18 protein-coding genes and 1 pseudogene are annotated in these 21,385 nt (G+C 39.6%); 13 read left to right on the top strand and 6 right to left on the bottom strand.

Annotated elements, in window-relative coordinates:
* Positions 1–65: 65 nt before the first annotated feature.
* On the bottom strand, positions 66–1,421 hold the full coding sequence (tolC, locus tag L656_RS0108485; RefSeq protein WP_024598885.1) for an outer membrane channel protein TolC: 1,356 nt from the start codon (positions 1,419–1,421) through the stop codon (positions 66–68).
* A 151-nt stretch (positions 1,422–1,572) separates the two neighbouring features.
* Here tolC and L656_RS0108480 point away from each other — a divergent pair, with 151 nt between their 5' ends.
* The 10 genes from L656_RS0108480 to L656_RS0108435 all read left to right on the top strand — a co-directional run bounded on the left by L656_RS0108480 (position 1,573) and on the right by L656_RS0108435 (position 12,729).
* The gene (locus L656_RS0108480) at positions 1,573–2,199 is read left to right on the top strand and encodes an NUDIX domain-containing protein (protein ID WP_024598884.1); all 627 of its coding nucleotides are present in this window, start codon (positions 1,573–1,575) and stop codon (positions 2,197–2,199) included.
* Between the two features lie 26 nt (positions 2,200–2,225).
* Positions 2,226–2,684, top strand: a complete 459-nt coding sequence (locus tag L656_RS0108475) for a DUF1249 domain-containing protein (RefSeq protein ID WP_024598883.1) — start codon at positions 2,226–2,228, stop codon at positions 2,682–2,684.
* Complete coding sequence (locus L656_RS0108470; protein WP_024598882.1) at positions 2,671–3,456, top strand: metallophosphoesterase; 786 nt, start codon at positions 2,671–2,673, stop codon at positions 3,454–3,456. Before L656_RS0108475 ends, L656_RS0108470 begins: the two co-directional genes overlap by 14 nt.
* The gene (locus L656_RS0108465; RefSeq protein WP_024598881.1) at positions 3,441–4,001 is read left to right on the top strand and encodes a YqiA/YcfP family alpha/beta fold hydrolase; all 561 of its coding nucleotides are present in this window, start codon (positions 3,441–3,443) and stop codon (positions 3,999–4,001) included. The genes L656_RS0108470 and L656_RS0108465 overlap by 16 nt, the downstream gene beginning before the upstream one ends.
* Before the next feature lie 108 nt (positions 4,002–4,109).
* Complete coding sequence (gene parE, locus L656_RS0108460) at positions 4,110–5,999, top strand: DNA topoisomerase IV subunit B (RefSeq protein WP_024598880.1); 1,890 nt, start codon at positions 4,110–4,112, stop codon at positions 5,997–5,999.
* Between the two features lie 29 nt (positions 6,000–6,028).
* On the top strand, positions 6,029–7,123 hold the full coding sequence (locus tag L656_RS0108455; RefSeq protein WP_024598879.1) for a PQQ-dependent sugar dehydrogenase: 1,095 nt from the start codon (positions 6,029–6,031) through the stop codon (positions 7,121–7,123).
* Between the two features lie 10 nt (positions 7,124–7,133).
* On the top strand, positions 7,134–9,428 hold the full coding sequence (parC, locus tag L656_RS0108450; protein WP_024598878.1) for a DNA topoisomerase IV subunit A: 2,295 nt from the start codon (positions 7,134–7,136) through the stop codon (positions 9,426–9,428).
* 185 nt (positions 9,429–9,613) lie between these two features.
* On the top strand, positions 9,614–10,327 hold the full coding sequence (locus L656_RS0108445; RefSeq protein WP_024598877.1) for a 1-acylglycerol-3-phosphate O-acyltransferase: 714 nt from the start codon (positions 9,614–9,616) through the stop codon (positions 10,325–10,327).
* Positions 10,327–10,662 (top strand): ribonuclease E inhibitor RraB, encoded by a 336-nt coding sequence (gene rraB, locus L656_RS0108440; protein WP_007376503.1) that lies wholly within the window; start codon positions 10,327–10,329, stop codon positions 10,660–10,662. Before L656_RS0108445 ends, rraB begins: the two co-directional genes overlap by 1 nt.
* 882 nt (positions 10,663–11,544) lie before the next feature.
* Positions 11,545–12,729 carry a polysaccharide lyase family 7 protein gene (locus L656_RS0108435; RefSeq protein ID WP_024598876.1) on the top strand — a complete coding sequence of 395 codons (1,185 nt, stop codon included), beginning with the start codon at positions 11,545–11,547 and terminating at the stop codon, positions 12,727–12,729.
* 55 nt (positions 12,730–12,784) lie between these two features.
* Here L656_RS0108435 and L656_RS0108430 read toward each other — a convergent pair whose 3' ends face one another.
* Positions 12,785–13,756, bottom strand: a complete 972-nt coding sequence (locus L656_RS0108430) for a zinc transporter ZntB (RefSeq protein ID WP_024598875.1) — start codon at positions 13,754–13,756, stop codon at positions 12,785–12,787.
* Positions 13,757–14,041: 285 nt separating this feature from the next.
* On the opposite strand from L656_RS0108430, the gene L656_RS0108425 reads away from it, so the two are divergent.
* Genes L656_RS0108425 through L656_RS0108415 form a run of 3 tightly spaced genes read left to right on the top strand, consistent with a single transcriptional unit; the run spans position 14,042 to position 16,429 of the window.
* Positions 14,042–14,476, top strand: a complete 435-nt coding sequence (locus tag L656_RS0108425; protein WP_024596236.1) for an ATP-dependent zinc protease family protein — start codon at positions 14,042–14,044, stop codon at positions 14,474–14,476.
* Positions 14,477–14,478: 2 nt separating this feature from the next.
* The gene (rimK, locus tag L656_RS0108420) at positions 14,479–15,384 is read left to right on the top strand and encodes a 30S ribosomal protein S6--L-glutamate ligase (RefSeq protein WP_002961977.1); all 906 of its coding nucleotides are present in this window, start codon (positions 14,479–14,481) and stop codon (positions 15,382–15,384) included.
* Positions 15,371–16,429, top strand: coding sequence for a succinylglutamate desuccinylase/aspartoacylase family protein (locus L656_RS0108415; RefSeq protein ID WP_024596237.1), 1,059 nt, complete (start codon positions 15,371–15,373; stop codon positions 16,427–16,429). Before rimK ends, L656_RS0108415 begins: the two co-directional genes overlap by 14 nt.
* 104 nt (positions 16,430–16,533) lie before the next feature.
* On the opposite strand, the gene L656_RS0108410 is transcribed toward L656_RS0108415, so the two are convergent.
* The 4 genes and pseudogenes from L656_RS0108410 to recQ all read right to left on the bottom strand — a co-directional run bounded on the left by L656_RS0108410 (position 16,534) and on the right by recQ (position 21,176).
* The gene (locus L656_RS0108410) at positions 16,534–17,106 is read right to left on the bottom strand and encodes a mechanosensitive ion channel domain-containing protein (protein WP_024598874.1); all 573 of its coding nucleotides are present in this window, start codon (positions 17,104–17,106) and stop codon (positions 16,534–16,536) included.
* 69 nt (positions 17,107–17,175) lie between these two features.
* Entirely contained in the window at positions 17,176–18,885 is a 1,710-nt protein-coding gene (locus L656_RS0108405) for a ShlB/FhaC/HecB family hemolysin secretion/activation protein (RefSeq protein ID WP_024598873.1), read from the bottom strand.
* A 170-nt stretch (positions 18,886–19,055) separates the two neighbouring features.
* The gene (locus L656_RS0108400; RefSeq protein WP_024598872.1) at positions 19,056–19,340 is read right to left on the bottom strand and encodes a DUF3630 family protein; all 285 of its coding nucleotides are present in this window, start codon (positions 19,338–19,340) and stop codon (positions 19,056–19,058) included.
* A gap of 7 nt (positions 19,341–19,347) precedes the next feature.
* Positions 19,348–21,176 (bottom strand): annotated as a pseudogene (recQ, locus tag L656_RS01000000122070) (DNA helicase RecQ).
* Positions 21,177–21,385: the final 209 nt, after the last annotated feature.

The following is a 21,385-nucleotide window of genomic DNA, read 5'->3' as shown; positions in this document are numbered from 1 at the left end:
TGTAAAATACAAAAAGCCAGCATTTAGCTGGCTTCCAATGTTTTTAACTACATGAATTATGCGATTTAAGCGGCTTTTAAACCTTGGTTTATAGCCACTAAATCTTCACTTGTTAATGTACCCGCAGCTTGCTTTAAGCGAAGGGTAGATAGCACATAACGGTAACGTACATCAGCAAGGTTACGCTTTGCATCGTATAAATTTTGCGTACTTACTAGTACGTCAACAATTGTACGCGTACCTACTTCAAAACCGGCTTCAGTTGCTTTAAGCGCACTTTGAGCTGAAACAACGGCTTGCTCTAGCGCTTTATAAGTAGCGATGTCTGAAACAACTTGATTATATGATGTAATCACTGTGCGAGTTACTGCGCGGTAATTTGTTTCATAGTCTTGGCTAGCACCTACGTAAAACGCACGGGCCTGATTTGTTGCAGCAACCGTTGCGCCACCTGAATATAAAGGTACGCTAAAGTTAAGACCAACAGAGCTTGAGTCTGAACGTGGCTGATCATCAAAGTTAGCGCCATTTATTTGATTGTCTGTAAGAGAATCACCATAACTTGCACTTAGAGTTAGTTTTGGATAATGGCCCGCTTTCGCTAATTCAATTTGATCTTTTGCAATATCAACTGTTACTTTAGACACTTGTAGGTTTATGTTTTTATCTTCAGCTACTTTAACAAAGTCGCTTGAGCGCTTAGTTGGTCTAGTTGTTGAGAAAGTATCTGTATTTAAAAAATCTAATTTTTCGTGATATTTACCTGTAATCTCACGAAGTTGCTCGCGTGCTGTTTCTACAGCATTACCTGCAATAATTTCTTGAGCTACAGAGTTATCGAACTGAGCTTGTGCTTCGTGTACGTCTGTAATAGCCGTTAAGCCTACTGCATAACGTTGTTTTGTTTGCTCAAGTTGACGTTCAATTGCACGTTTTTCAGCTTCAACAAATTCAAGGTTATCGCTTGCACTTAATACGTTAAAATAACCTTCAGCAACGCGTACAATTAAATTTTGTTTAGCTGCATCGTATAGGCCGCTTGCTTGAAGCGCTTGCTTGTCGGCAATATCTAACGTGTTCCAGGCACCTAAATCAAATAAAGTTTGGCTTAAGCTTACACCACGAGAGAATTGGTCTGTGTCACTTTCAACTTTCACTTGGTTAGATAAGTCGCCAACGCTTTGATAAGACGTTGCATCGCTTTTTGTATAACTCATAGTCAAACCAATTTGAGGCAGTAGTGTGCTCATCGCCAAATCGCTTTGATAAGACTGTGCATCGGCTTGGGCTTTTGCTTTTAAAACAGTAGGATCGTTAGCTGTCGCTATTTCAAAAACTTGTAGTAAATCTTCAGCTTTCACTGCTGTTGCACCTAGTGCGCATGATAAACTAACTAGCGCCGCAAGAATGTTCTTTTTCATGTGGGGTTCGGTCCTTAGACAATTTTTGTACTAAAAGCATGTTAACCTGTTTTACTGCATAACAAAAAAAATAATTAGTAAAACAGTATGTTCAAGTGTAACAGAATATATTAACGCATTTTAAAGATTTAGATAAGTAGGAGCTAGGTACGTGGTTGATAAAAAACTCGTTCAATTTACACATGAAGATGTAAATTTAAAGCCAATAAAAAACCTCTATAAAGGTTTTTTTCAGGTTGATTTGTACCAGTTTGAACATGCACTATTTGCAGGTGGAAAATCTAAAATAATTAGCCGCGAAATATTAGAGCGTGGTGATGCAATTGCAGTACTCCCTTACGACCCAATATCAGATACTGTTCTTTTAATTGAGCAAATACGTATTGGCGCTATTAAAAGCAAGCATTCGCCGTGGCTGCTAGAATGTATAGCCGGAATGACAGACGGCAGCAAAGATTACGAATCAGTTGTTAAAAAAGAGGCGTATGAAGAAGCTGGACTTGAATTAACTGAACTTGAATTTATGCTTTCATACTTATCAAGCCCCGGTGGTACAACTGAGCGCTTACATTTATATTTAGCGCGTACTGACTTAAGCCAAGTGAAATCAGGTGTATATGGTCTTGAAACTGAAGGAGAGGATATAAAAACTCACATTTTATCAGTTGATGATGCGCTAATGCGCCTCAATAACGGTGAAATGGATAATGCGGCAACGGTTATTTGTATGCAGTGGCTTGCGCTTAATCGCGAAAAAATGGCAAACAAATGGGCATAAACTCTTACTAAAATTATGGCGGTACTTTGACAGCACAATTAGCAACAAAGCGATATATTCAGAGCCTCCCAAAGTATTTAACACTTTGTGAGCATAACTATGTGCGACTATTAAAGTTATTACCGAGCGAGCGCAATTTAGGAAGCATTCGTGAAGTAAAACTTGGCAACAGTGAATTTGCTACAAAAATTGATGGCAGCGCAAAATACACTATGGATATTTCAATTAAGCAGCTAACAGGAATGGTTAAAGGGATAACACCGCTGTATTTAACAGTGCGCTTATATCACGATGCAAAAGTAGCAGAAATTGTTCACCACGATTACCATCAACGCATAAAACCATCATATGGTTACCCTAACCCTAAAATGCATCAAAAAGATGAAAAGTATCAACTTAATGCTTTTTTATACGACTGGTTAGTAGCCTGTGTAGAGCATGGACAAGCGACATTAAATTGGGATGTAAATAATGGCTTGGTTTGATGATTCGTACACATTTGATAAATCATCTTTGTGCATTGCGCATATTACTGACAGCCATTTATTTGCAGACAAAAGCGGTAAATACTTTGATATAAATACCGCAGCTCATTTTGAACAAGCCTTAGCACACATTGCTGAGCAGCTAATAGACTGCATTATTTTTGGTGGCGATTTAACGCAAGATCATAGCTTTGAATCGTACTTACTATTTAGTGAACTTATAAATGCCAGTGACATAACTTGCCCTGTGTTTTGGGTACCAGGTAATCATGATGAACTCGCGATGCTTAATCGCATAAGTGGTGGGCAAATAAGTCCGGCTAAACATATTATTGCTAATGGGGTTGAGCTACTTCTAGTTAATTCTAAAGGACCTACGCCTGCAGGATGGGTTACTGGTGCGCACTTAGATGAAATAACGGACGTTTTAGTCGACTCTAATAATAGTAAGGTTATATTTTGTCATCATAATCCGCTGCCAATAAATGGCTACCTTGATAAGCACTTATTAGAAAATGGTCCACAGCTTTTAAATATTTTAGTAAACAGTAACAACACATCAGCGCTTTTCCATGGTCATGTTCATAATGATTACCAGCAAAGCTTTAGAGGATTGCCCATATATGCGACCCCAGCCAGCTCAATACAGTTTGTAAAGCATACTTCACAGTGGGAGCAAAAAAATGCGGGCCCAGCTTACAGAATTCTCAATATAAACAGTAAAAAAGATAAAGTAGAAGTAAAAACGGAAGTGGTATGGCTAAACGCGTAATTTATATTCATGGCTTTAATAGTTCACAAAAATCATATAAAGCTGTGCGCTTTGGTGAGCTTATGGCAAACTATGACGTTGATTATTGTGTACCGAGCTTAAACCACGAGCCCCTACAAGCTATAATTGAGCTTGAGCAATTACTAACGCCAAATACCGTTTTATTAGGTAGCTCGTTAGGTGGTTTTTTTGCCACGTATTTATCGCAGCGTTATCAAATTCCTGCAGTGGTCATAAATCCCGCGGTCGCACCCTATAATTTATTACAGTCGTTACTTGGGCCTAATTATAATCCGTATCAAGATTATCATTACGACCTAAATAACAGTCACATTGAGGCACTTAAATTACTCGCTGTAGATAAATTAGCACACCCTGAGTTACTGTACTTATTACAGCAAACAGGCGATGAAGTGTTGAACTTTCAACACGCGGTAAAATATTATTCACAATGTAAGCAATTGATAGAATTTGGTGGCGATCATAGCTACGTTGAATTTGAACGCACCTTTGCAAGTATTGTAGATTTTCTTAAAATCACGTAAAACTAGTTAACCTGAACAAAGGTTAGTTACTATATTAACGCTTTAGCGCATATAACAATAAAACTAGTAAAACGTATTAGAGCCTTAGCGGATATAAAGACAAAAACTATGAGTGATCAAAATTATAACGCCGAAGCCATTGAAGTACTTAATGGATTAGATCCGGTAAAAAGACGCCCAGGGATGTACACAGATACAACACGTCCCAATCATTTAGGTCAAGAGGTTATCGACAACAGTGTCGATGAAGCTATGGCTGGCCATGCTACCCGTATCGACGTAATACTCCACGAAGACAATTCGCTTGAAGTAAGCGATGATGGGCGCGGTATGCCTATTGATATTCACCCAGAAGAAGGTATCCCTGGGGTTGAATTGATCTTCACTAAGCTACACGCCGGTGGTAAGTTTTCCAACAAAAACTATCAGTTTTCGGGCGGTTTACACGGCGTAGGTATTTCGGTAGTAAATGCGTTATCTACGCGTGTAGAAGTAACAGTAAGACGCGATGCTCAACAATACAGAATGGCATTTGAAAGCGGCGATAAAGTAGAAGACTTAAATGTAATTGGTACAGTGGGTAAACGTAACACCGGTACTACGGTTCGTTTTTGGGCTGATGTTAGCTACTTTGATTCACCAAACTACTCAATTACCAAACTTAATCATTTATTAAAAGCCAAAGCAGTTTTGTGTCCAGGACTGCGAATTAAGTTTGTTAATAAGCAAACAAAAGAAACCCAAGAATGGTTTTACGAAACAGGCTTAAAAGATTATTTAGTTGAAGCAATTAAAGGTTTTGAAACATTACCGCAAGACCCATTTGTAGGCGAATTTAAAAGTTCAATTGAAGGCGCTGACTGGGCTGTTGTATGGCTACCAGAAGGTGGTGAATCAATAGCTGAAAGCTACGTAAACCTTATTCCTACCGCGCAAGGTGGTACGCATGTAAATGGTTTACGCCAAGGCTTGCTTGAAGCAATGCGTGAATTTTGTGAGTTTAGAAACTTACTCCCTCGTGGTGTGAAATTAACTCCTGATGACATTTGGGATCGTTGTAGTTACGTGTTGTCGGTTAAAATGCAAGACCCTCAATTTGCCGGTCAAACAAAAGAAAAACTATCATCACGCTCATGTTCTGCGTTTGTATCGGGGGTTGTAAAAGACTCGTTTAGTTTATGGTTAAATGAACATACAGATACAGCAGAATTATTAGCTGAGTTATGTATTTCAAATGCGCAAACTCGCTTGCGTGCAGCTAAAAAAGTAGTGCGTAAACGTGTTACTGCAGGTCCTGCCTTACCGGGTAAACTAACAGATTGTAGCGCGGCCGATAACGACCGTACCGAATTATTTTTAGTGGAAGGTGATTCTGCTGGTGGCTCTGCTAAACAAGCGCGAGACCGTGAATTTCAGGCAATTATGCCGCTACGTGGTAAAATCTTAAATACTTGGGAAGTTGAGTCAGGCCAAATACTCGCATCACAAGAAGTGCACGATATTTCAGTGGCATTGGGTATTGATCCCGAGTCAACGGATATGTCGGGACTGCGCTACAATAAAATTTGTATATTGGCCGATGCTGACTCGGATGGACTACACATCGCGACGTTATTATGTGCTCTGTTTGTTCGTCATTTTCCAGAGTTAGTAAAAACAGGGCATGTGTATGTAGCAATGCCGCCATTATTTAGAATAGATATTGGTAAAGAAGTTTATTACGCACTTGATGAAGAAGAAAAAACCGCTATTTTGGCGCGCATAGAAGCCGAGAAAAAACGCGGTAAAGTAAACGTACAACGATTCAAAGGTCTGGGTGAAATGAACCCGTTACAACTTCGTGAAACTACGATGGATCCAAATACCCGACGTTTAGTGCAGCTTACGCTTGATGAAGAAGTAGAGACCATGGAAATGATGGATATGCTGCTTGCTAAGAAACGATCGCCTGATCGTCGTCAATGGTTAGAAGATCATGGTAACAAGGCACTCGTTTAATTACCTGTGCTTAACACTAGGAGAGGCGAATGAAAAAACTACTAGGAAGTTTGCTGTTACTTGGGCTGACTACCGCTCCTGTAATGGCTAAAAATATACTCGATAAGCTCACAGTAGCACCGGGATTTGAAATAAGCTTATTTGCGAGCGATGTAGAAAATGCACGTCAAATAGCCGTTTCAAAAAAAGGGATTGTGTATGTAGGTTCTCGTAAAGCGGGCAACGTATATGCACTTATTGATCATAATAGCGATGGTGTAGCAGATAAAAAAATTGTTGTGGCTAAAGGCCTTAATATGCCCTCTGGCATAGCAATTAAAGATGGCGATTTATATGTAGGCGAAGTACATCGTATTATTCGCTTTAAAAACATTGATACCCAATTAAAAGACCCAAAGTTTGATGTGGTCTATAACAAGCTACCGAGCGAGCGTCATCATGGTTGGAAATTTCTGCGTTTTGCACCAACGGGTGAGCTAATCATTCCGGTGGGTGTACCGTGTAATATTTGTGCTGAAGATGAACGTTTTGGCCGTATTTTTGCGCTTAATGTAGAAACAAAACAAATAAAAACAATAGCCAAGGGCGTGAGAAATACAGTGGGTTTTGATTTTCATCCAGCTACTCAAGCTCTATGGTTTAGTGATAACGGTCGCGACATGATGGGCGATGATATTCCGCCTGATGAGTTAAATCGTGCAACGCAAGAAGGGGAGCATTTTGGTTTTCCGTATGTTCATGCCGGTGCAATTATTGACCCTGAGTTTGGTGAAGGTAAAAACATTGCCGATTATACGTCACCAGCACTTGCACTTCCTGCGCATGTAGCGCCATTAGGTATTCATTTTTATAACGGTAAGCAATTTCCAGCAAGCTATAAGCAACAATTATTTGTTGCTGAACATGGCTCATGGAACCGTTCTAAAAAGTCAGGTTATAAAGTAGGGCTAGCAACAATTGAAGTAGGTCGCGTAACTAAATATACGCCATTTATTACTGGCTTTATGAAAGACGAAACAACATTTGGACGCCCTGTTGCATTTGCAGAATTAGGTGACGGCAGTCTGTTAGTAAGCGATGATTACGCCAACGTAATCTACCGTGTAAGCTATAAGAAAAACTAGGTAAGCTTTAATGAGTGATACAGATACCTTGCTAATGCAAGGAATTGAGCAACAAACAATGGGGCGCTTTACCGAAGACGCCTATTTAAATTATTCCATGTACGTAATTATGGACCGTGCTTTGCCGCATGTAGGTGATGGCTTAAAACCAGTACAGCGTCGTATTATTTATGCGATGAGCGAACTGGGTTTGTCGGCTAATGCCAAGTACAAAAAATCAGCCCGTACAGTGGGTGACGTACTCGGTAAATACCATCCACACGGCGATAGTGCATGTTACGAAGCGATGGTATTAATGGCGCAGCCGTTTTCTTACCGCTACCCTTTGGTAGATGGACAAGGAAACTGGGGTGCGGCAGATGACCCTAAATCGTTTGCAGCAATGCGTTATACCGAAGCGCGTTTATCTAAGTTTTCAGAAGTACTGCTTAAAGAGCTTGGTCAAGGCACCGTCGACTGGACACCAAACTTTGATGGCACAATGGATGAACCTGTTGTACTGCCTTCTCGTTTACCGCATATTTTACTTAACGGTATAACCGGTATTGCTGTAGGTATGGCAACTGATATTCCGCCACATAACGTACGTGAAGTGGCTAGCGCATGTTGTTTATTACTTGATAAACCAAAAACAGAGCTTGAAGAATTACTTGAGCTTGTACATGCACCAGATTACCCAACAGATGCTGAAATAATTACTCCCAAAGCCGATATACATAAAATATATAAAACCGGGCGCGGGTCTATCAAAATGCGTGCGGTTTACACCGAAGAGCATGGCGATATCGTTATTACAGCGCTGCCGCATCAATGTTCTGGTGGTAAAGTACTTGAGCAAATTGCAGCGCAAATGAACGCTAAAAAGTTACCAATGATTGCCGATTTACGTGACGAGTCAGATCATGAAAATCCAACACGCATTGTAATTATTCCGCGCTCAAATCGCATTAAAGCTGAGCCATTAATGGCGCACTTATTTGCAACCACTGATTTAGAAAAAAATTACCGAGTAAATTTAAATATGCTAGGCCTAGATGGCCGCCCGCAAGTTAAAGACTTACGCTGTATTTTAAGTGAGTGGCTAATATTTAGACGCGAAACAGTGCGTCGTCGTTTGCAGTATCGCTTAGATAAAGTATTAGCGCGTCTACATATTTTAGAGGGTTTATTAGCCGCCTTTTTAAATATTGATGAAGTGATTGAAATCATTCGCAGTGAAGATAAACCAAAGCCTGTATTAATGGAGCGCTTTGATTTAACTGATACGCAAGCAGAAGCAATTTTAGAATTAAAACTTCGTCATTTAGCAAAACTTGAAGAGTTTAAAATTCGTGGTGAGCAAGATGAACTAGCCAAAGAGCGTGATAAATTAGCGCAAATTTTGGGTTCTGAGCGTCGTATGTCGACACTGCTTAAAAAAGAAATTCAAGAAGCCGCTGAAATGTACGGTGACGATCGCCGCTCACCAGTGATTGAGCGCTCAGAAGCAAAAGCACTTAACGAAAAAGATTTAATTCCATCAGAGTCAGTTACTGTTGTGCTATCAGACAAAGGCTGGGCACGCGTTGGTAAAGGTCATGACTTAGATGTACAAGGCTTAAATTATCGCTCAGGTGATGGCTTTAGAGCCTCGGCTCGTGGTAAGAGTAATCAACCTGCAGTATTTTTAGATTCAGCAGGGCGGGCGTTTGCAACCGATGCACACAGTCTACCTTCGGCGCGTAGCCAAGGGGAGCCAATGACAGGTCGCTTTAACTTAACACCAGGTGCTAATTTTGAGCACGTGGTAATGAGTGAAGACGAGCAAGTATTGCTTATGGCGTCAGATGCAGGTTACGGCTTTATTACCGACTTTAAAGACTTAGTTAGTAAAAATAAAAATGGTAAAGCGCTGGTAAGTGTCCCTAAGGGTGGAATATTACTTTCGCCTATTAGAGTGAACGATGTTGCTAGCGATTACTGTATGGCTATTTCTAACGAAGGCCGAATGCTTTTATTCCCGCTACGTGACTTACCAAAATTAGGTAAGGGTAAAGGTAATAAAATCATTTCTATACCGGGTGCTAAAGTACAAGCCCGGGAAGAGTTTGTAAAAGTGCTTGCTGTTGTGCCACTAGGTAGCAGTGTTACGCTTCATGCTGGTAAGCGAAAACTAACACTTAAACCAAGTGACTTAGAGCATTATCATGGTGAGCGAGGGCGTAGGGGTAATAAACTACCACGTGGCTTACAGCGTGTTGACGAAGCGGTTGTTGAGTTAACACCTCAAGATGATGAACCAAAAGAAGTCATTAGCGAAGAGTAGCGAATGACTTCTTTTGTACAAATAAAAACGGTCTGCATTTGCAGGCCGTTTTTGTTTTAAAACCATTTTAAAGCAATATTAAAACAAGCAGCTTAAATATTTCAGCGTACACTTGTGCGCTATTGACTCGTTTGTGTCACAAAATAACGCTATAATAATCATAATTGATTTTTGGAGAAGCCCATTTGCTAGCTGTCATACGCGTTTTTATTATGCTGCTGTTTATATTATTCAGTTGTATTTTTGGTTTATTACTTTCGATTGTAAGACCATTTCATCCTAATAATGTACATATAATAGCGGGTTGGTTTGGCTCAATGGCTAAAATGATTGGCGTTGAGTTAGTTTTAACACGTCATAAAGATGCCGTTGATCCAGGTCCTGCGGTTTATGTTGCTAATCATCAAAATAGCTACGACTTATTTACAGTGCCAGCAATGGTGCCAAAAAATTGCGTAAGTTTAGGTAAAAAAAGCTTAAAGTGGATTCCGTTTTTTGGTCAGCTTTACTGGTTGTCGGGTAATATATTAATAGACAGATCTAATCGCTCCAAAGCGGCGGGAACTATTTCAAAAGCAGCCGAAAAAATTAAGAAGAATGGCTTATCTGTATGGATGTTTCCTGAAGGTACACGAAGTTACGGAAGAGGTTTATTGCCGTTTAAAACTGGCGCGTTTCACACCGCAATGAGCGCAGATGTACCCATGATTCCAGTATGTATGAATACAACACATAAAACCATTAAGCTAAATCGTTGGGATAATGGTACAATTCACATCGAAATGTTAGCACCTATATCGCTTGATAAAAACACTAGCGCGCGTGAGCATGCTAAAAGCGTGCATAGCATTATGGCTGCTAAAATAACTGAATTAGATGCTCAAGTGAGAGATAAATAATGGAAAACTGGCGTGAAATAAGTGAAGACATCGTAAGTTCACTACTTGAAGATGGATCAGATCCTGAAATACTTTATGAAGTAGAACACCATTTTGTATGTGAAGACTTCCCTAAGCTAGAGCAAGCAGCATTGGCTGCTTTTAAACTAGGCTACGATGTTGAAGAGCCAGCAGAGCTTGAGCTTGAAGACGGCAGCAAAATTTGGAGCTTCGACATAGTAGTAGAAGCTGAGCTAGACGTAGACGTAATTATGGAAGACGTTGATAAGCTAGCGCAACTAGCCGTAGAATGCGAAGTTGAGTACGACGGTTGGGGCACTTACTTTCAAGAGTAATGCAGCTAACTAGAGTCTAGATTTATTAATTTGAAAGCGAGTATTGTAAAAGTACTCGCTTTTTTGTGTCTCGAATTAGGGAGTGCTAATTTTACATGATTCAAGCTTGCTTACATCCATGTAAGAATAAGTTAACCGAGCGCAGCTTCCGCGTTCTGCTCACGCCCCTCATCTGTATCCATATAAACAACAAAGTGTTATTCACTCCAAAGAAATCTCAAAATTAGTACCTGTTTAGTATTTCAATTTCATCATCACCTATTAATTTGAAAGGTTAATCTCACATATAAAATTTACTTTTAATTATTTATTTGTACTAATATTTTGAAATTTTAAATTATATAAGCGCGTATTTTTAAATTTTAGTCATGCAAGTTTATCTTTATAACTAAAGTTAAATTAAATTTAACAGGTATTACCAGTCTGTTTTGGTAACAATTTTATCAGGAAATAACGGTGTTTATTCATAAGGCATTAAGTTTTGTGTTAAATATTGGTAATAGTGGTTTTTATTTTGGGTACTACTATTTTCTTAAATTTAAAATTTATTACATAGTGTAAATAGAAATCAATACGTTTTTATCCTATTGTTTTTAAGGTGTTTTTTTGTATTTTAAATATATCCCTTTAGAGGTTTTATAGTTTTCATGGTAACAATTAACTTGTTGACATATTGGTAACAAAAAATATAGCCTTGTTTTGCCGGTTAGGTGATGGATTTGGTAATACCAATTTAAAGGTTTTTTCTTTTCAAATTCTTTTTTGTTGTTACCAATTTTTTGGGTTTAAAAGTCTGTTTACATGATGCGATCTAGGTTTGGTTTTTATCGCCAAGCTAAGCTGTAAGGTTGCTTATTATTCAGGTTTAAAGGAATAAAAATAATGGTTAAATTTAAAAAGTTACTTATTTGCTCTGCAGTTGCTGCAAGTACTTCTTTTGCGCACGCTGCCTCGATTGAAAATTCAGGTTTTGAAGGTGGCTGGAGTAATTGGAATGAAACAGAGCCTGCAGCGCTATCTTCAGATTCGTATAAAGGCTCTAAATCACTGAAAATACAAGGTAGCCCAGGGCGTGTTTATCAAAATGTAGATGTAGATCGAAATACTCAGTACACGTTAAGTGCCTATGTACTCGGTAAGGGGCAAATCGGGATCAATGATCTTAATGGTTTGTTTAAAAGTGAGAAATTCAATGTTTCTTCATGGACAAAAGTATCTAAAACTTTCACCACGGCTAACACTGGTTCACTACAAGTATTTGCTAAGCATGATCAGAGTTCAAGCGATGTTCGTTTTGATGACTTTTCGTTAACTAAGGGTAGTTCTTCTGGCGGTGGAGACACAGGTGGTGATACTGGCGGCGGTGATACGGGTAGTGGCTCTGGTATAGCGAGTAACATCACCAACGGTAGTATTTTTGATCTTGAAGGTAATGATCCTCATCCATTAGTAAATAGCGATACTTTGGAGTTTGTTCCTTTAGAAGCGCGTCATATCACTCCAAACGGGAATGGCTGGCGTCATGAATATAAAGTTAAAGAAAGTGCACGTGTTGCAATGACCGAAACCTATGAGGTTTTTGAGGCAACTGTAAAAGTTGAAATGTCAGATGGTGGTAAAACAATTATCTCTCAGCACCATGCTAGCGATACCGGGACAATTTCTAAAGTGTATGTTTCAGATACAGATGAATCTGGATTTGATGACAGTGTAGCTGGAAATGGCATTTTTGACGTTTATGTTCGTCTGCGAAATACAAGCGGTAACGAAGAAAAATTTGCCCTTGGTACTATTACTAGTGGTGGCTCGTTTACTCTACGTGTTGAAAATAATTATGGCGATGTTGATGTTAGCGCACTAGGTCGCTCATTTGGTATACCTGTAGAAGATGACTCAGAGTCATACTTTAAATTTGGTAATTACCTACAATCACAAGACCCTGATACATTGGATGAGTGTGGGGAATCGGGTAATTCGGATTCTTTCAAAGAGTGCTTTGAAGATTTAGGGATTACAGAATCTAAAGTAACGATGACAAATGTTAGTTATACCCGAGAAACTAACTAATTAGCTACTCAATCATGGCCACTCAATTGAGTGGCCATACTAAAATTGCTTTAATTTATAGCCATTTTTTATTTTTAAAATACACACCAATACCGCCAGTAAGCACAATTAAAAATATGACAAAAGCACTAAATGCATAAGGGCTTTCGGTACCCGGAATACCCCCTACGTTTACACCTAACAGGCCAGTTAAAAAGCCTAACGGTAAAAAAAGTGCCGCTACTACTGACATAACATACATTCGCTGGTTTAACTGTTCAGAGACTTGGTTAGTGATTGTCTGCTGAATGATTTGCGCACGCTCAATCGAGCTATCAAGCTCCTCTAAATAACGAATAAGTAAGTTAGTCGTTTCATTAAGTTTTGCTTTATCGTCATCCAACAGCCAGGAATAGTGATTATTTACCATTGAGCTAAGGGCTTCTTTTTGCGGTTTTAAATAGCGTTTTAAGGCAATTGTTTGACGGCGTAACTGTGATAAACCTTGGTTATCAAACCTTTTACTAGGTTCATCTATTTCTTCTTCAAACTCATCGAGTGTTTCATCGAGTGAATCAATAACGCTTTGCATGCGAGAGGTTAGTTTTTGTGTAATGGAGCATACTAGCTCAGAAATATTACATGGACCTTTGTTTTCATTTAAACACGCAAGCGTATCTTGCACCGATAATAAACGGCGCTTACGGGTGGTAATAAGGATATTTTCACTAATAAATAAACGAATTGAAACCATGTCTTCAGGGCTTTGTGCTGGGTTTAAATTTACACCACGTAAAAATAACATGTGCCCATTAGTTGTTGCTGTAATACGTGGTCGTGTTTCATCAGCAATTAAAGAGTCTAATTCGTAATCGTTTAAATGAGGCTGTGCCTTGAGCCACTCAACCGCCTCACTTTGGCTATAGTCCATGTGCACCCAAAGTTTCCCTTGGCTTGGTCGCCAGCTATTTAGCTCATTCGTGCTTTCAATAGGGCGAGCGCCGCCTTGTCCATCAAGTACAAGTGCATGTAGTAAACCATTAATCATAATTATTTCTCATAATAGTGTATTTTTAATACCGTTAACTATAGTGTATCTACTTAAGTATTTTAAACTTACCTTTATTTTTAATAAGTTAAGTTTGAACAACTAAATAAATGCAGAGCCTCGGGGCTGAGCAAAGTAGCATAAAGTACTGTTCAGTAAGGCGTGCATTGTGTGACTAGTTGTTTAAAAAGATCAATTTAATTTACTAATCGACTAGATAAATTTATTTCGTTGGTGTTTTTTTACCTGTAGCGTATAAGTCACTTTTTTATTAAGGGCACATTTATGACAGCAAAGATTACAGTTGGTTGGCGTGAGTGGTTAAGTTTACCTGAGCTTGGTATTAACGATATAAAAGCAAAAATTGATACAGGCGCTCGCACTTCATGTATTCATGCAATTAACATTGAAGAATACGAAGTTGACTCAGAGAAATGGGTTAAATTTACGGCCCAACCATTGCAGGATGATGAGCAAACGCAAGTCACTTGCAAGGCAAAAGTTAAAAAAATGAAGTACGTAACCAGCTCAAGTGGGCAAAAAGAGTTACGCTACTTTATAGAAACGACATTGCATGCAGGCGAGCATAGCTGGCCGATAGAGCTTACTTTAACAAGCCGTGCAACAATGAAGTTTAGAATGTTATTAGGGCGTACAGCCATGGAAAATCGTATAGTCGTTGACCCGGCTTTATCTCAACTATTAGGTCGTAAGGTTTAACTATGAAAATCGGTATTTTATCTCGCAACAGAAAACTATATTCAACACGTCGCTTAATTGAGGCGGCAGAAGCACGCGGTCACGAAGTTAAGGTGATTGATGCATTACGCTGCTATATGAATATAAACTCGGAGCAACCAGAAATTCACTATCGCGGTGAAAACTTAAAAGAATTTGACGCAATCGTCCCGCGTATTGGTGCATCGGTTACATTTTATGGCTGTTCGGTACTTCGTCAGTTTGAAATGATGGGTGTTTACCCAGTAAACGAATCAGTCGCTATTTCTCGTTCGCGCGATAAATTACGCTCACTTCAGTTACTTTCGCGCAAAGGCGTTGGTATGCCAGTAACAGGTTTTGCGAGCAAACCAGATGATGTAAAAGACTTACTAGAGATGGTAGGCGGTGCACCTGTTGTAATTAAATTACTTGAAGGCACACAAGGCATTGGTGTTGTACTTGCTGAAACACGCAAAGCGGCAGAAAGTGTTATTGAAGCATTTATGGGCTTAAAAGCTAATATTATGGTTCAGGAATACATTAAAGAAGCAGGTGGCGCGGATATACGTTGTTTTGTACTAGGCGATAAAGTAATAGCAGCAATGAAACGTCAAGCACAAGAAGGTGAGTTCCGCTCTAACCTTCACCGTGGTGGTAGCGCTACGTTAGTTCGCATTACTCCAGAAGAACGTAAAACGGCAGTAGCGGCGGCTAAATCAATGGGCTTGAACGTAGCGGGAGTTGATTTACTTCGCTCATCTCGTGGACCACTTGTGATGGAAGTAAACTCATCACCAGGTTTAGAGGGCATTGAAATAGCAACAGGTAAAGACATTGCAGGCATGGTAATTGATTTCATCGAAAAAAATGCTTCAAGTAAAGGAACAGCAACACGTGGCAAAGGTTAAAATTAACCGTCCTTTTTCCTTATTAGGAGAGAGTGTAGGCGTAGGCGAGCGTAAAACACTTGCCTTAGAGGCAGCTAAACTTTATACCCATTCACCACTTAATATTCCTATTGAAGTGGTTAACGGTGTAATGGAAGGTCCTGTGCTTATGGTGTGTGCGGCAATTCATGGTGATGAACTAAATGGCGTAGAAGTTGTGCGTCAGTTAATTGCTAAAATAGACCCAAGCCAACTGCGCGGTACGATAATAGCTGTGCCTATTGTGAATGTGTTTGGCTTTATTCATAAATCGCGTTATTTACCAGACCGACGCGATATGAACCGTAGTTTCCCAGGTTCTGAGCGTGGCTCACTTGCTGGGCGTATGGCTTATATGTTTTTTAATCAAGTGGCAGTACATTGTACTCACATTATTGATTTACATACTGGCGCTATTCATCGAACTAACTTACCGCAAATTCGCGCTAATTTAGAAGATGAAGCAACGGCTGATATGGCTAAAGCATTTGGTACACCAGCGGTAATAAATGCGTCATTGCGTAATGGTTCATTACGAAGTGAAGCTGCAAACCTAGGTATACCGGTTATAACCTATGAAGCAGGTGAAGCACTGCGTTTTGATCCTATAGCTATTGCGGCAGGTGTGCAGGGTGTTGATTATGTTATGCGTCATTTAAAAATGATCCGTGGCAAGCGTCCTAAAAAGTTACCAGATCCTATCATTGCCGGTTCGACTAGTTGGATACGTGCAGAGGTTGATGGCATTGTGCGTGCACAAGTATCACTAGGTGAGCATGTGACTAAAGGGCAAGTACTTGCTTATATTAGTAGCCCATTAGGCGACTCTGAGCTTGAACTTTTAGCACCTAAGGGTGGGATTGTTATTGGTCAGCAAACTATGCCATTAGTAAATGAAGGTGATGCGGTATTCCACCTTGCTTACTTTGCAAATGACAATAGTTTAGTAGAGCAGCAACTAGAGAACTTTATTGATGAAATAAACGATTTAGATGACGAGCTTAAAACAGCTGAACTAAATAACTAATAGCTAAACTAAATTCTGTTTAGCTAAGCATTAAAAAGCCGCAGTAGGTAATTACTTACTGCGGCTTTTTTGTGGATACTGCTTTATAAACGATGCTTTTTAAACTATGTTTTTTTAGGGCCAATAATACGCTTTATAATGGGCGCTTTTGTTGGCTTTGGTTCTTTATTTAAAACCATGACAGGGCGTGTCACAAATAAATTATTAGGATAAATTACACGGTGCCCATCAATGTGTTCAAGCACTACATTCATCAAGCCCATTTCTACTATTCGACCTTCAACATGATTAGCACCGTCAATAATTCGTACCCAATTGCCAACTCTGCAGTCATTTTGAATAAACATCAGTAAAAATGCGGTTAGGTTACTCAGTAATGACCAAGCGGCAAAAAGCGCTACGCCTAACATGGCAAATAAAGAGGAGCCTAAAACCAATAAGCCACGCAGCTCTATACCCCAAAATACTAAAACTAAACACAGCACTACAAAGGCGAGTATTATTTTTAGTAAGAGCTCTGCACGGTATTTTCGGTGTAAATCTACCTTCCCCTTAATTGCTTTTTCGAGTAATTTTTTGGTTATTTTTAATAGCAGAGGGAAAACCAAAATAGCGATTACAGTGACAATTAACTTATATTGTGATGCAAACAATTCTAAAACTTCTATTATTTTCACTTTAGGCCCTGAGCTTTTATAAAAATTTAATTTAATGCAATTGATATTAGTTTAACGCGTTTGTATTATTTAAAAAGTGTTTTTAACGCTCACGAGCCACTGTACTGAGTCTACATCATCGTAGCTATCAACTGGGGCTGCAATATCAATGTGGATCATAGTTCCTGAGTTTGCACGACTCGGTGCTAAACGAAGACCCACACCTATATTTTTTAATACATGTGCGTTTTCACCGTTATCTTTATCGTTAAACCATGCTCTGCCTACATCTACAAAAGCTGCGCCACCCACTTTAAATAATTGCAGTAAATCGTATTCCCAGTAATAACGCTTTTCTAAATTAACTAAAAAACTACGGTCGCCATGTTGATAATCCATAGGGTAACCACGTAGGCCTGTTTCGCCGCCTAAAGTAAGTTGTTGATCAGCAGTAAGGTTTTTGGCGTACTGCACGCGGGCTTTAACATACCAAGATTGGTCTTCACTGGTATTTAAATAATATTGTATTTGGCTGGTGGCCATAAAGTTTTCGAGCTTTTTCTGCTCTTTATTCCAATAGCCATCAATATCTGCGCTAAAGCGCCATAAAGTATTATCGTTAGTAAAGTGGGCTTTTTTGAAGTTAAATGAATACACTGCGCGGCTGTCGTCATTACTTAATGACTCGTCTGAATAGCCAATTAAGCTTTTAATATTCCAGCCTAAATTTAAATCTTCTGTGCGAGATATGCTGTCAAAATTGCGTACTTTTATATAGTTATCTTCAAACCAATGGCCGCTTATAAAGGGGTAGCTTAGGCTTCTGTCATCGGCAAGTGGTGCCAAGGTTGTGTCTATTGCTTCAAAGGTATGTTGCTCGTCGGTGTAACCTAAGGTTAAGCGCTGGGTCCAATTATTATTAAGTGCTTTTGAGTGCCCTATAAATGCACGGTTTAAATCGGTAGTTTGATCAAATTCGCTAAACTCTTCGCCGCGTTTATATAGCGACTCTTCGCGCTGCTCAGAATAGCTTAAAATACCGTAACTAAAAGGGGTGTCTATTGCGTAAAATGGGTAGGTAAGCTCAAGTAAGTGGCGCTTGCCATCGCTGTTATCTGCATATTCTAAACGGCCGCGGTAGCGGGTAGATAAAATATTAGGATCGTCGTAAACAAATAAATAGCCGCTACGATCGCTGTCGGTCGTGCGTGACAAAGAAAGGCGCTTACCCCACCCAAGCAGGTTTGATTCTCTAAAACCTATACTCGATTTGTTTTCTCCACCGCTACGGCTAAAGTTTACTTCTGGTAAAAGTGTCCATAAGTCGCGGGTAACCACTTCTACATTAACATTGCCGTCGCAATTTTCGGTTGCACTAATTTGTGCATCATATAAATAGCTTTCTTTACGAAGTAAACGCTCAGATTCAGCAAGCTTTTTAGCGTCGTATTTGTCACCATGGGAGAATAATAAAAGGTTATTGATTACATCGGGCTCTGTTTGAATATGAGCGCGGTTAGCAAATCGAAATAGTGCATTATTTTCCTCTTCAAGCTCAGTATTAAATACATTAAGTTGCTTGAGCTTTATTGAGGCTATTTTTGCGTTACTGTTACTATTTGTGAGGGATGTTTTGTCTTGGACTTCTCGGCGTAAGTTTTTATCTGTGCTTAAATCTGTCTGTTCTACAAGGCAGTTATCTGTTTTCGTTGAAGATTGTTGTGCGAATGCATTAGGCACATAAGAGCTTAAAACCGTTAAGCTAATACAACACTGTGCTATCCATTTCTTGTTCACCATTAAACCTCTTTACTGCTACGTAGCAAATGACTACCGTAATATCAGCTTACATCATTGTTATTATAATGTAAGTAAAAGGTATGGATTTTGAAACTAATTAATTGTTACTCATATTCACTTTTGTTAATAACCAACCTGGTTTAGAGCCGCCTGTGCGCGAGGTATTAAAGCTAGCTTAAATAAAATGCTAAAGCGGCTAATAAGTGCTCAGCTTCACGGCCTTCGGCATTAATCCAAATACTTTGGCTATAATGCTCATAGTTTAAATTAAAGGTTTGCTGATGATAGGTAAAGCGAACTTGATGGCGATCGGCACCTGCAGAATACTCGTTGAGTGTTACATCATCTGAGTGTAAAAATAGAGTACTCCACAACTCAAAGTCTTCATCGTTTGGCGGCTCGACTGGTGTAATTAAAATGTATTTGTGTGCGTGGTCATATTCTATTTGAGTCATAACTTTCTTAATTTGTAGCTAGGTAATTACGAATTGCAGTTAAGAATTCGCCGCCGTATTTATTTAATTTGGTAAAACCTACCCCNCCCCCGACACTTTTAAAAATTCGCTGTCGTTTGTTGGCATAAGCTGCGCCATTTCGGCTAGCGTTTTATCATTAAATACCACATAAGGTGGTACATCATCGGCATCAGCAAGTTCTTTACGTAGTGCGCGCAGGCGAGCAAATAGTTTTTTGTCGTAATTAAATTGCGCTAACTTATCTTGATAAACGTGTTTGGCTTGCAAGCGTGGTTCGGCTAATTGCAGTGCGTACTCGCCTTTTAAAATTGCACGCGCGGCTTCGGTTAATCTAAGTGACGCACCTTGCGTTATATCTTGGCTAAGTAAGCCTTGATGAATAAGCTGGCGTAAAATACTGAGCCAAAATTCACTGCTTTTGTCTTTACCTATGCCGTAAGTACTTAGCTCATGATGATTGTTATCGCGTATGCGGCTAGTATTTGCACCACGTAGTAATTCAACAATGTAGCCAAGACCAAAGCGTTGGTCAGCTCTATATACACACGAAAGTGCTTGCTGGGCGACTAAGGTACCATCAAAGCTTTTTGGCGGGTTTAAGCAAATATCGCAGTTGCCGCAAGGCTCGCGTTGATATTCACTAAAGTAATTAAGTAATATTTGCCTACGACACGTTTGTGCTTCTGCAAAGCTTGCCATTGCGTTAAAGCGTTGTTCTTCTACGCGGCGGCGTTGTTCGTCGTCTATGTCTTCAAAAAAGCGTCTTACACGGCCAATATCAGCTGGATCAAAGTACATTATGGCCTCAGCTGCGAGTCCATCTCGCCCAGCTCGACCTGTTTCTTGATAGTAAGACTCTATACTTTTTGGAATATCGTAATGCAGCACAAAACGCACGTTAGGCTTATTTATACCCATACCAAAGGCAACGGTTGCGACCACTATTTGAATATCGTCACGGGCAAAACCAGTTTGAACAAACTGTCGTTGCTCATTACTCATACCAGCGTGGTAAGCGGCAGCGTTTAACCCTGCATCAGCCAATTTTTCGGCAATGTCGTCTACACGTTTACGGCTGGTGCAATAAATAATACCACTTTGGCTTTTTTGCTCTTTTAAGTAACGAAGCAATTGCACCATAGGTTTAAATTTTTCTTCTATGGTGTAGCGAATATTAGGGCGATCAAAGCTGCCAGTATGAATATAAGGCTGTTGTAGTTTTAGTTGTTCAACTATATCAAAACGGGTGGCTTTATCGGCAGTTGCAGTTAGCGCCATCATGGGGACGTGTGCAAAACGCTGCTTTAATTCATTTAATCTAAAGTAATGAGGCCTAAAGTCGTGACCCCAATGCGACACACAATGCGCTTCGTCAATGGCAAATAAACTCACATTTAAATGCGATAAACGTTCTAAAAATTCGCGTTGTAATACTTTTTCAGGTGCGACATATAAAAGCTTAATTTGCCCCTGATGAAGCTGTTGATACACTAATTGCTGCTCTTCTCGCGCTAAGCTGTTATTAACGTAAGCTGCTTTTACCCCAAGTGCTTGCAGTTGTGTTACCTGATCTTGCATAAGCGATATAAGTGGAGAAATAACAATAGTTACACCCTCAAGCACTAAAGCAGGAATTTGATAGCATACTGATTTTCCGCCGCCGGTGGGTAGTAATACCAGAGAGTCTTGACCATTAATAGCAGCGTCAATAACTGCTTTTTGACCGTCGCGAAATTCACTGTAGCCAAACACTTGTTTGAGGACAGTTTCGGGTTTACGCACTAGTGTGCTCGAAGAGGGAGTTGATGTATTCATTGGCAGGTATTTTAGTGGTTTTTTAGTGAGATGTCTTTAGCTGAGTTACTTAACCTTACCCCTATTGTAAGTAAATTTAACTCTGCTAGGGTCTGTTGATCTTTGCGGATTAAAATTTGTTCAGACTAGGGGCTATTTAATCGCGGCGCGAGGTTTGTAACCTAGTGGGCTAAGTAAAAACCGAGCAACAAAGAGTAAATAGCCCCTAG

This window comes from Pseudoalteromonas sp. TAE56, from assembly GCF_000497955.1.
Classification (GTDB): Bacteria; Pseudomonadota; Gammaproteobacteria; order Enterobacterales; family Alteromonadaceae; genus Pseudoalteromonas.
The sequence above is the reverse complement of the archived record's forward strand: the minus strand, read 5'-3'. Positions and strand labels throughout refer to the sequence as shown.

What these genes read in the sequence shown, in the direction of transcription:
- tolC (WP_024598885.1), bottom strand. Translation starts at nt 1,421, where the DNA reads ATGAAAAAGAACATTCTTGCGGCGCTAGTTAGTTTATCATGCGCACTA.
- L656_RS0108470 (WP_024598882.1), top strand. Translation starts at nt 2,671, where the DNA reads ATGGCTTGGTTTGATGATTCGTACACATTTGATAAATCATCTTTGTGC.
- L656_RS0108465 (WP_024598881.1), top strand. Translation starts at nt 3,441, where the DNA reads ATGGCTAAACGCGTAATTTATATTCATGGCTTTAATAGTTCACAAAAA.
- parE (WP_024598880.1), top strand. Translation starts at nt 4,110, where the DNA reads ATGAGTGATCAAAATTATAACGCCGAAGCCATTGAAGTACTTAATGGA.
- L656_RS0108455 (WP_024598879.1), top strand. Translation starts at nt 6,029, where the DNA reads ATGAAAAAACTACTAGGAAGTTTGCTGTTACTTGGGCTGACTACCGCT.
- parC (WP_024598878.1), top strand. Translation starts at nt 7,134, where the DNA reads ATGAGTGATACAGATACCTTGCTAATGCAAGGAATTGAGCAACAAACA.
- rraB (WP_007376503.1), top strand. Translation starts at nt 10,327, where the DNA reads ATGGAAAACTGGCGTGAAATAAGTGAAGACATCGTAAGTTCACTACTT.
- L656_RS0108435 (WP_024598876.1), top strand. Translation starts at nt 11,545, where the DNA reads ATGGTTAAATTTAAAAAGTTACTTATTTGCTCTGCAGTTGCTGCAAGT.
- L656_RS0108430 (WP_024598875.1), bottom strand. Translation starts at nt 13,756, where the DNA reads ATGATTAATGGTTTACTACATGCACTTGTACTTGATGGACAAGGCGGC.
- L656_RS0108425 (WP_024596236.1), top strand. Translation starts at nt 14,042, where the DNA reads ATGACAGCAAAGATTACAGTTGGTTGGCGTGAGTGGTTAAGTTTACCT.
- rimK (WP_002961977.1), top strand. Translation starts at nt 14,479, where the DNA reads ATGAAAATCGGTATTTTATCTCGCAACAGAAAACTATATTCAACACGT.
- L656_RS0108405 (WP_024598873.1), bottom strand. Translation starts at nt 18,885, where the DNA reads ATGGTGAACAAGAAATGGATAGCACAGTGTTGTATTAGCTTAACGGTT.
- L656_RS0108400 (WP_024598872.1), bottom strand. Translation starts at nt 19,340, where the DNA reads ATGACTCAAATAGAATATGACCACGCACACAAATACATTTTAATTACA.